Here is a 10,945-nt window from a genome sequence, read left to right as displayed (position 1 = left end):
AAATTATCACGAATACTCTATTTAACTCAAATATCTACAGGAAATATCCACTTTAATCTGTTCGCCCAGAATTACTGGTGTAAAGGGGACGTTGTTGACAATGTGGACAAATTGGTATAGGCTGCCCTAAATGGCTGACGATGGAGGAATATATGCCGCGTGGGGCCAGATTAGATGAGCCGGGGACTCTGCATCATGTGATGATTCGGGGAATCGAGAGACGAAATATCGTCGACGATGAGACGGACCGGGAGGATTTCCTATCCCGGCTTGGCAAACTATCAGGAGAGACCGGGACGGCTGTATACGCCTGGGCCCTGATGACCAACCACGCCCATATCCTGATGCGCAGCGGACCGGCCGGGCTTCCAACCCTTATGCGAAGGCTTCTGGCCGGTTATGCCGCCGCCTACAACCGCAGACACAAACGCTACGGGCATCTGTTTCAAAATCGCTATAAATCGATCATTTGTGAAGAAGATCCTTATTTTAAGGAACTGGTTCGCTATATTCATTTAAATCCTCTGCGGGCCGGACTAGTCAATACGCTGAGCAGGTTGAATCGCTATAAGTGGTGCGGGCATGCTGCCGTTCTTGGCAACCGGAAAAGCAACTGGCAGGATCAGGAATACGTACTCAAATGGTTTGGCTCGCGCCAAGGTCCTGCGCGCAAAGCCTATCTTGAATTTGTAAGACAAGGGGTGGACCAAGGGCGGCGGCCGGAGCTGGTAGGAGGCGGTCTGATCCGCAGCTTGGGCGGATGGTCGGTCGTAAAGTCCCTGCGGAAATCGGGACTATCCGAAAAAGGCGACGAACGGATCCTCGGGTCGAGCGACTTTGTGGAAAGTGTCTGTAACCAGGCTGAAGCGAAAATCAAGCACCAGTTGACTGCCAAAGACCTGGAAAAGGAAACCGCAGCATTAATCAGCCGGGAGTGCAAAAAGCGAAAGATAGACATGAAAGTGCTTCGGGCCAAAAGCCGTCTTGCGGGGGTATCGAGACTAAGGACGTCTCTTGCGATCCAGCTGGTGAACGATTTGGGTGTGTCCTTAGCCGAAAGCGCACGGCAGTTAGGTGTTACCACTTCGGCAGTTGCCAAGATTCTGCGGCGGCATAGTTAGTACACGCGGTCAACAACGTCCCTTTATAATATTTCCGCATCATTTACCGGGTTATGGAGAAAAACGTCTATGTCCTTTTGATCGTCGACGGCCGTCGCGATATGCAGATGCTGTTGCAGCGGCGATTGCTGGAGGCCTAAATCCAGTCCAGTTCGGTCACTCCCACCACGTCGCGTAGGCCTTCCGGATCCGCTGCTGAAAGCTCCTGATCTGAGCGTACCGGTCCAGGGCGATTCAATGTTTTACTTGTAAAAGAAACCTGTTGACTTTGGCGCTCATTTTGATAAGTTTCCTGCATATCCGAATCTTTTAACTAAATATGGAAAACTTTAGTGTATAAAAGAAACTTATATATTGATAAGATCCTTCCGTTTATCGGCAAACCGGTTATTAAAGTCATTACGGGCATGCGACGGGTGGGGAAGAGTTTTTTTCTACAAATGCTCATGGATGAGCTCAAGACCCGTAAAATTGCCAAAAAATGCATTCTGTATATTAACAAAGAATCGCTGGACTATGATTTTATTCAAAACTACAGGGACCTAAACCGCTATGTAAAAGATGCCTTTTCCGGTGTTACGGCAACAAAATATCTGTTTATCGACGAAATACAGGAAATCGAAAACTGGGAAAAGGCCGTTGGGTCATTCTTTGCCGATGGTGGTTTTGACATCTACATCACCGGTTCCAATGCACATTTGCTTTCATCTGAAATTGCCACTCTGATATCGGGACGTTATATCGAAATACCAGTTTATTCTTTGAGCTTTGAAGAATTTCTCCTTTTTAGAAATAAAGACAAGAAAAGCGCAGCGGAGGAGTTTTCAGTCTATTTGTGGTCCGGCGGATTTCCCGCGATTCACCATTTCGATTTAAATCAGGAGGTTCTATACCAGTACATACGCTCCATCTACAGTACCATCCTTTTAAAGGATGTCATCAAAAGAAACAATGTCCGCAACGTATCCTTGCTGGAAAATATCACACAATATATTTTTAATAATATCGGTAATATCTTTACGGCCAAAAAAGTTTCCGATTATTTGAAATCTCAAAAGCTGCGGGTCAGTATTGAAACCGTCCAGAACTATATTTCATACCTCGTCGCAACCGTGGCGGTTTTTAAAGTGCCGCGTTATGACGTCAAGGGCAAGCGGCTGCTTGAGTTGCATGAAAAATATTTTTTAGGGGATGTTTCGCTGCGGCACGCGCTTTTTGGTTATCGCGAAGGTGATATATCCGGGGTGCTTGAAAACCTGGTTTTTCTTGAGCTTAACAGAAGAGGATATCGGGTTTATATCGGAAAATTCGGCAATGGGGAAATTGATTTTATCGCTGAAAGGGAAAACCGAAAAATATATATTCAGGTAGCGTATTTACTGTCATCCCCGGAAACAATTGAAAGGGAGTTTTCAGTTCTACATGCATTAAAAGATAACTATCCCAAATACGTTATCAGCATGGATAACGTTTTTGGCAAGGATGTCAAGGGGATTCAGCGAGTCAATTTAATCGATTTTCTGTTGAACCCTGAAATATAGCGGGTTTTACAGGCCCAGCAGCTGCCATGATGAAACCCTGCGATAACACCCAAGCGAGCAGCCGACCCATCAATCGGTCCGGGCTGCCCGAGAGACCGTTATGCGGATTTTACTGATAGAGGATGATGCAAAAATAGCCTCGTTTGTTACAAAAGGTTTAAAAGCCGCCGGGTTTGCAGTGGATGGGGCGGCTGACGGCGAAACCGGGCTTCACCTGGCTTTGACGGAGCCGTATGATGCCGCCATTATTGATATTATGCTGCCACGGCGGGACGGCCTCAGCCTGATTGAGGAAATGCGCCGTGAAAATATCAAAACGCCGGTTATCATCCTGAGCGCCAAAGGCTCGGTGGATGATCGCGTAAAAGGACTTCAAACCGGCGGGGACGATTATCTCACCAAACCGTTTTCGTTTTCCGAACTGTTGGCGCGGGTCCAGGCACTCATTCGCCGGAACAGCGGGGCGTCCGAGCCTACCCGCCTTTCGGCCGGCGGCGTGAGCATGAATCTGATTACCCGGGACGTAATTCGCAGCGGAAAAAGGATCGAGCTGCAGCCGCTGGAATTTGCCCTGCTGGCTTACCTGATGCGCAATGCCGGCAGGGTGGTGTCTAAAACCATGATCATGGAGCACGTGTGGGATTATCATTTTGATCCCCAGACCAATGTTGTCGAGTCCCGGATATATCGATTGCGTGAAAAAATCGACAAGGATTATTCTCAAAAATTGATTCATACCGTGCGCGGTGTCGGATATGTATTTAAAGAGGCTGACTGATCTGCGTCATACCCTGGCCTTTCGGCTGACCCTCTGGTATGCGCTGATTTTTATGATCTCCACCGGCGTTGCATTTTTTCTGTTTTACCTGCAGATTACCTCCTTTCTGCGCGCCCAGACCGACCAGGACCTCCTCAATCAGGCCCGCAAGATATCTTCTGTTTTGACGCTGCAAGGGGTAAGCGCGGTGGAGCGGAGCGCCATTCTGGAATCACAGGCCGCCGGCGAGAAAAAAATATTTATTCGCCTGTTTTCCCCAAACGGGTCGGTGTTTTCCTCATCCAACATGTCTTATTGGCAGAATATCGGAATTGAAAAAGAAGCCATCGAAGAATTATTGCAGGGCACCCGCTATGTTTTCAGCACCCTGGCCAGTCCGGATCGAAAATTAAAGGTTCGAATCCTTTACACCCTGATCGGCAGGAGCCTGGTGCTTCAACTTGGCGAGGCCATGGAGACATCGGGTCAGTTTATCGAAGCCTTTCGAAAAAACTTTATCATTACCATTTCCGTATTACTGATATTCGCAGCCGCGATCGGCTGGTTTATGGCCAGGAAAGCGCTTTCCGGGGTGGAAGTGCTGACCCGGACCGCCCGGCATATTTCCGGCGGCGCGCTCGGCAGCCGTGTTCCACTGACCCGCAATGGGGATGAAATCGATCAACTGGCAACCACCTTTAACCAGATGCTGGATCGAATCGAGACGCTGGTTGCCGGCGTCAAAGAAATGAGCGACAACATCGCCCACGACCTCAAAAGCCCGGTGACCCGGATCAGGGGAATTGCAGAGGTTACGCTGACCACGGATCCCTCTTTAACCTCCTATGAAAATATGGCTGCCAGCATTATCGAAGAAAGCGACCGCCTGCTGGATCTGATTAATACCATGCTGGTGATTTCAAAGACGGAAGCAGGGGTGGACCGGCTGAATATTGAAAAATTGGACATGACCGAAATGGTCAAAGATGCCTGTAATTTGTTTCAGTCCAGCGCGGAGGATAAAGATATTGAACTGACGCGCCGCCTGTCTGAAAAACAGTTTGTCCGGGGCGATAAACGGATGATTCAACGCATGGTTTCGAACCTGCTGGATAATGCCATTCGCTATACCCCCGATCAGGGAACCGTGCAGGTTTCGGTTCAGTCGCCTCGGCAAGACCAGGTTTCTGTTATGATAAAAGATACCGGTATCGGCATTTCAAGTGAAGATCTTCCCCATATTTTCAGGCGGTTTTACCGTTGTGAGCCGAGCCGGTCGCTGACCGGAACCGGCTTGGGGCTTAGCCTGGCGCTGGCGATCGCCAAGGCGCATGGGGGGAATATCGATGTCGGCAGCACATTAGGAAAAGGAAGCACCTTTACCATTACGCTCCCCAAAGATTCCCCATGACAATCTGACGCCTAACATAACCATTTTGTCATTTTCAGGCCATCTTTCCGTTAACTTCTTGCGTTATAGTCTAGCCGGAACACAGAGGGTAAGGCTTCAATGGTAAAAATTTCAAATTAAGATTAGGAGGGCGCACAATGAAAAGTTTAAAAAAAATCATCCCATATCTTCTGATTCTGTTCATGGTTGGGATTTTCCAAGTGTTTAATTTGCAGGTCGGAAGTGCGGCAACCGACAGCAACCCGGTCTTGGTGCCGGGCAATTTCAGCCAGATCGCGGAAAACGTCGGTCCGGCCGTGGTAAATATCAGCACGGTAAAATCCATCAAAGGCGGGGGGCGCGTTTTCCGTAATTTCGGACCGGGCCCCTTTAATAAAGAGGATCCCTTTCAAGACTTTTTCAATAAATTTTTCGGCGGCGACCAGCAGCGGGAGTTCAAGCAACGCAGCCTGGGGTCCGGTTTTATTATTGATAAGGCGGGGCTTATCGTTACCAACAATCATGTGATTGAAAATGCAGACAAGATCAAGGTTAAACTGAAAAGCGGTGATGAATTTGACGCAGAGATCATTGGTCGAGACCCCAATACGGATTTGGCATTGATTAAAATTGATGCCAAAAAAGAGCTGCCGGTAGTTAAAATAGGCGACTCCGATTCGCTCAGGGTCGGTCAGTGGATGGTGGCCATCGGCAGCCCGTTTGGCTTTGAGCAGACGGTAACGACCGGGATTGTCAGCGCCAAAGGCCGGGTCATCGGCTCGGGTCCCTATGACGATTTTATACAAACGGATGCATCCATCAACCCGGGGAACAGCGGCGGGCCGCTCATCAACCTGCAGGGTGAGGTTGTGGGAATCAATACGGCGATTATCGCCAGCGGCCAGGGGATCGGATTTGCCATTCCCATCAATATGGCAAAAGGGATCGTGGACCAGTTAAAATCCAGCGGTGAAGTCACCAGGGGTTGGCTGGGAGTTGCGATCCAGCCTTTAAGCAGCGAGCTATCAGCCTATTACGGCATTAAGGATGGGAAAGGTGTCTTGGTAACGGAAGTGTTCACGGGCGACCCGGCCGAGCAGGCGGGCATCCGACCCCAGGATGTTATCCTGGAAATAAACGGCAAAAAAATTGAAGATAGCCGGGATTTAACGCGTACAATTGCAAATAAGGCTGTCGGAGAGACGGTTGCAATTAAATTGATGCGCGAGGGTAAAGAGCAGCAGGTTAAGGTAAAGTTATCAAAACGCGAAGATTCAAAAATAGCCGGCCGAATGCAACAGAACCCGTCCGGAGATGAATTGGGAGTTCAGGTAGCTGAAATCACGACAGAAATGATGCAGCAGTATAATTTGCCCAAAGGGGAGGGGGTCATCGTTGTTGAAATAGATTCTCAAGGCAAAGGTGCTGAAGCCGGTGTGCAGGTGGGAGATATCGTCGCTGAAATTAATTATAAAAAGATCAATACCGTGAAAAATTATAATGAAGCACTGCGAAAAATCAAAAAAGGTGAAAAATTCAAGATGTTTATTCAAAGACTCAACGCAGGTTTTTTGGTGATAGAAATCGTGAAATAAAGGGCGTAAAAACAAACAGGGGCATTGAGGCGGTAGCTTAATCAATGCCCCTGTTTTAAATCAGCAGGTTTTCTTTTTCCAAAATAGGTTGTCAGGAAGATGCCCAGCCCGATGAGCAGAATACCGGGCGGGTGATAGGACTTAAAACTTTCATCAAAAAGTAGAAAAGCAAGCACAATGCTGAATACCGGGATCAAATAAATAAAAACGCCCGCCCTGTTTGCCCCCACCGCTTTGACGCCTCTATTCCAGAATATAAAAGCAAAAATGGAAGGAAAAATCCCCAAATAAATCGTGCCGCTGACGGAAGTCGTGTTCAGCATGATGGGAAATTCATTAAAGGATTCCCAAATATATAAAGGAGTTAAAAATATCAATCCGGCCGTGTAAAGAACCGCCAAAAAAGCCAAGGAATCCGTGCGGCCGGGATACTGCCGCAGCAGGACCGTATAAAGCGCCCAGCAAACAGCAGCGGCAAGTGTCCATAGATCACCCCTGGCAAATTGAAGGGTCATCAAAAAAGAAGGATTCCCCCGGGTGATAATCCAGGCTAACCCCCCCAGCGATAAGGCGATCCCCGCGACCTGCACCAAAGAAACACGGTCTTTGAAGCCGATCCATGAAAAAATGACGATGAAAATGGGGTTGGTGGCGTTCACTAGAACAGTATTGGTCACAGTGGTGCTGAGCAGAGCGATATAGATAAATGTACTGAAGCAGGCAATACCGAGGATGCCGAGAAGCAGAATGATTTTCCAGTGATCCCGCATCTGGTTTTTCTGTTGCAGAAAAGACCTGGCTGAAAACGGGATCAATATCAATAACGCCAACGCCCATCGCCAGAAGGAGAGCGAAAGGGGTGGTATTGATTCCTGGATGCCCTTGGCAACAATAAAATTTCCGGACCAGAACAGGGCTACCAGCAATAACAGTAAATAGGGCATCTCAATCGTTTATCAGCAGGGCCTGCATAATTCAATATTTATGGGAAAATTTCATCTTTTAATTTTCGGGTCATCAGGCGTTCATATAAAAGCGGTGCGATGCGATTCAGCCAGTAAGTTAATTTGCCTACGGGTGACAATACGATCAGGTGTTTTTTCTTAATGACGCCTTGATAGACGGCGTCCGCAACCTGTTGCGGCGACGTCTGCTTACCCACCCGGGATTGCGGATGGCTGGTAACCCGACCGTTTCCGCCCAATGCCCGAGTCTGGAGGTTGGTTTCAACAAAGCCGGGGCAAACGATCATCACGTGAACCCCGCTGTTGCGGATTTCAGCCCGCAATGACGTGAAAAGTCCGTGCAGAGCATGCTTGCTGGCGCAATACCCGGTGCGTCCCAGCAAAGGCGCCAGGCCGGCGATACTTTCCATGACGATAATCATGCCTTTGCGGGCGATTAGGCTATCCATGGCAGCCTGGGTACAATGGAGGGCGCCGAAAAAGTTGACCGCCATGACCTTGCGGAAAACACTTGACCGGGTATCGACAAAGGCGCTTCGCTGGGTTATTCCGGCATTGTTGACCAGAATATCAATACCGCTGAAATGATCTATGATTTTGCTGACGGCAGAAATGCAGTCGGATTCCTTTGATACATCACACCCGATAGGGACCGTTTTGATCCCGGTATTGTTAAATTCAGCCGCCATCGCCGCTATTCCTTTTTCGTCCATATCAAGCAACCCTAAAGCGGCGCCTTGCCTTGCGAACCTTCTGGATATCGCAGCGCCGATTCCACTGGCAGCGCCGGTCACCACGACAATTTTTTGGGTCATGTCATGCTTTTTCATGGGCTGATTCCGGTCGGGGCGTTTATCATTAAACCGCTTGCGGTGTTTCCGAAGGGATCGGCAGCGGGCGGCGCGAAAAAATGAAGGCCGTGGTCAGTCCCGCTATGATGTGCCAGATTCCCCACCAGGCAACCAGGATGGCCATTCCGCCGAGCCCTCCGAAAAAATTAAACACCAGGACCAGGCCCAGTCCGGAATTCTGGATGCCGACCTCGATGGAGACTGCCCGGGTATCCGCTTCGGATAAGCGGAAAAGGCGTCCGGACCAGAAGCCGATGTTTAAAGCCAGCGCATTATGAATCAGTACGCCGAAAAAAACCAGACCGATGTAATTTGTGAAATGCTGCCAGTTGACCGCCAGGGCTGCAGCAACGATTGCGATGAAAAACAATAATGAAAATATTTTAAAGGGGCGCCGGACCCTGTCGGCCAGGGAGGGAAAGGACTTTGCCAGCACGATGCCGACACAAAGGGGGATGCCCAGAATGATAAAAACAGTGACGAAAACATCCAGCGGGCTGAGGCTCACTCTTTTTAGGATGGGGGCGGTATCTGGGTTGAGACTGCCCCACAGGGATAAATTCAGCGGGGTCATGATGATGGCCGCTAGGGTGGAAACAGCCGTCATGCTGACGGAAATGGCGCAATTGCCCCGGGCCAAATACGTAATGATGTTGGACAAATTGCCCCCCGGGCAGGCTGCCACCAGAATCATACCCAGGGAAATGGAGGGCGGCAGGTTTAAAAGGCGCGTTAACAAAAATGTAAAGGCCGGCAAGAGGATGAACTGGGCCACCAGGCCGATCATGGGCGCTTTGGGGGCGACTAAAATCCGTTTGAAATCATCCAGCTTCATTTCCAGGGCGACCCCCAGCATCATCAGGCCGATGGCGAGGTTGATAATGAATAATCCCTGGGGGTTAAAATTGAGCTGAACCTGATCGATTGCGGCGATGTCCATGGGATCACCTTTCGGTTGAGGCCTTTGCAAAATGGGACGTTTTGCAAAGGCCTCAGGTTGAAGGGTTTGGCAGGTTATTGGGCTTTGTAGCCGCCCAAATTGGCCAGGGCCATACTTCCCGGGCTTATGGTCGTCGGGTCCGTCATGACGTTAATGCAAGTTGTCTTTCCGGCAGCAAACGCTTCCGCCAGGGCCGGCCGGATGTCGGCAGGGTTTTCAACAACCATGCCTTTGCCGCCCAAGGCTTCAACGAGCTTATGATAATCGACCTTTCCGATATACGTCCCATCCTCAATGGCGTGGCCGATGCGCAGCTCCTGGCTGTGGCGGATCATTCCCCATCCCAGATCGTTGCTGATGACAACGACAATGGGGAGTTTTTTGCGAAGGGCGGTTTCGAATTCCATGAAATTAAACCCGATGGAGCCATCTCCGGTGATCAGACAGACCCGCTTGCCAGGATAGAGCAGTTTGGCGGCATTGGCATAGGGAATGCCGACACCCAGACAGCCGAACAGGCCGGAATCCAGATAATGCCCGGCTTTCCGGACCGTCCGGGTCATTCCCATCCAGATCTGGGTATCGCCGCCGTCGGCAACCACGATATCATCTTCCCGGTCCATGAAGTCGTTGATTTCCCGGGCCAGCCGCATCGGATGGACGGGAACCGCTTCACTTTCCCATCCGAGCCGGGCCTGGGATTTACCATCCTGGTCCGCCTGGGTCAGGGTTAGAACCCAGGGCTTAAATTTTTTCGGTAAAGATTCCCCCAGTTTTTCTTGGTCGATGATGCGACTGCAACCCTTTAATAAGGCTTTGATGTCGCTGACAACGGCCAGATCAATGCTGCGATTTCTGCCGATTTCTTCCGGCTCGATATCCACCTGGACGAGCTTGGCCGTCGGGCTGAAAAGATCCCCAAAGATATAATATAAGCTCATGCGGGCGCCCAGAAAGACAATCAGGTCTGCCCCTGTATTTCCCACCAGGGCCGCCCCCGGCCTGATGGCCAGCGACGATTCAAAACAGAGGGGATGGGTGTCTGCAACCGTACCGCGGCCGGATGCGGAAGTAAAAAGCGGAATACCGGTTTTTTCGATGAATTCCTGCAGCTCCGGGCCGCTGTCGGCATACCAGGACCCGCTGCCGGCAATAACAAGGGGTTTGGACGCCTGCTGGATCATGGCGATGATTTGCTCGGCTTTTTCAAGATCCACCGGGCGGGACGAGATAACCGTGTGGGGCCTTTTAACACCGGCGGAACCGACATTGGCATTGAGCGCATCCACCGGAAGCTCCAGGTAGACCGGACCCGGACGGCCGCTGGCGGCAATTCGAAAAGCAGCGTCAATGAATTCCGGTATCCGTTCGGGTTTGTGGCAGACCAGCGCTTTTTTTACCATCGGTTCGATGACCGGCGCCTGGCGCATGTCCTGGAGATCCAGCTTTTCAATGCAGTCCGTTCCGACGCATCCGGAAATAAGCACCAGCGGGGTGTTTGCAAAGCGGGCATTGGCTACAGCAGAGAGGGTGTTGGTAAAGCCGGGCCCGGCGGTTACCATGGCAACGCCGGGTTTGCGGGTGAGCCGTCCCCAGGCCTCAGCCATAAAAACGGCCGCCTGCTCATGGCGCGTGTCAAAAAGTGTAATCGCCGAGTTTTCGAGATGCTGGTAAATGGGTGTGATGTGTCCGCCGCTGAGGGTAAAAATATACGAAATTTCTTTTTGGATCAGCGCGTCGGCCACCAATTGCCCCCCTGATATCGTCTCCATCTTTCCTCCGATT

9 protein-coding genes are annotated in these 10,945 nt (G+C 50.3%); 5 read left to right on the top strand and 4 right to left on the bottom strand.

Annotation, left to right across the window (positions count from 1 at the left end):
- Positions 1-152: 152 nt before the first annotated feature.
- The 5 genes from P1P89_02075 (at position 153) to P1P89_02055 (ending at position 6,404) form a co-directional block, all read left to right on the top strand.
- Positions 153-1,121, top strand: a complete 969-nt coding sequence (locus tag P1P89_02075; GenBank protein ID MDF1590276.1) for a transposase — start codon at positions 153-155, stop codon at positions 1,119-1,121.
- A gap of 332 nt (positions 1,122-1,453) precedes the next feature.
- On the top strand, positions 1,454-2,662 hold the full coding sequence (locus P1P89_02070) for an ATP-binding protein (GenBank protein ID MDF1590275.1): 1,209 nt from the start codon (positions 1,454-1,456) through the stop codon (positions 2,660-2,662).
- A gap of 100 nt (positions 2,663-2,762) precedes the next feature.
- Positions 2,763-3,440: a response regulator transcription factor gene (locus P1P89_02065; GenBank protein MDF1590274.1), complete on the top strand. Its 678-nt coding sequence runs from the start codon at positions 2,763-2,765 to the stop codon at positions 3,438-3,440.
- Positions 3,418-4,830: an ATP-binding protein gene (locus P1P89_02060; GenBank protein MDF1590273.1), complete on the top strand. Its 1,413-nt coding sequence runs from the start codon at positions 3,418-3,420 to the stop codon at positions 4,828-4,830. The genes P1P89_02065 and P1P89_02060 overlap by 23 nt, the downstream gene beginning before the upstream one ends.
- Positions 4,831-4,967: 137 nt before the next feature.
- Entirely contained in the window at positions 4,968-6,404 is a 1,437-nt protein-coding gene (locus P1P89_02055; GenBank protein MDF1590272.1) for a DegQ family serine endoprotease, read from the top strand.
- A 41-nt stretch (positions 6,405-6,445) separates the two neighbouring features.
- Here the strand turns inward: P1P89_02055 and P1P89_02050 are convergent, their stop codons facing one another.
- The 4 genes from P1P89_02050 to P1P89_02035 form a co-directional block, all read right to left on the bottom strand.
- Positions 6,446-7,348: a DMT family transporter gene (locus P1P89_02050; protein MDF1590271.1), complete on the bottom strand. Its 903-nt coding sequence runs from the start codon at positions 7,346-7,348 to the stop codon at positions 6,446-6,448.
- A gap of 38 nt (positions 7,349-7,386) precedes the next feature.
- Complete coding sequence (locus P1P89_02045; GenBank protein ID MDF1590270.1) at positions 7,387-8,199, bottom strand: SDR family oxidoreductase; 813 nt, start codon at positions 8,197-8,199, stop codon at positions 7,387-7,389.
- 28 nt (positions 8,200-8,227) lie between these two features.
- Positions 8,228-9,160 (bottom strand): bile acid:sodium symporter family protein, encoded by a 933-nt coding sequence (locus P1P89_02040; protein MDF1590269.1) that lies wholly within the window; start codon positions 9,158-9,160, stop codon positions 8,228-8,230.
- 74 nt (positions 9,161-9,234) lie between these two features.
- Entirely contained in the window at positions 9,235-10,932 is a 1,698-nt protein-coding gene (locus P1P89_02035) for a thiamine pyrophosphate-binding protein (GenBank protein MDF1590268.1), read from the bottom strand.
- Positions 10,933-10,945: the final 13 nt, after the last annotated feature.

The sequence above is a fragment of the Desulfobacterales bacterium genome (assembly GCA_029211065.1).
Taxonomy (GTDB): Bacteria; Desulfobacterota; Desulfobacteria; order Desulfobacterales; family JARGFK01; genus JARGFK01.
Note: the sequence above shows the minus strand (reverse complement) of the source record. Positions and strands in the feature narration are given on the sequence as shown.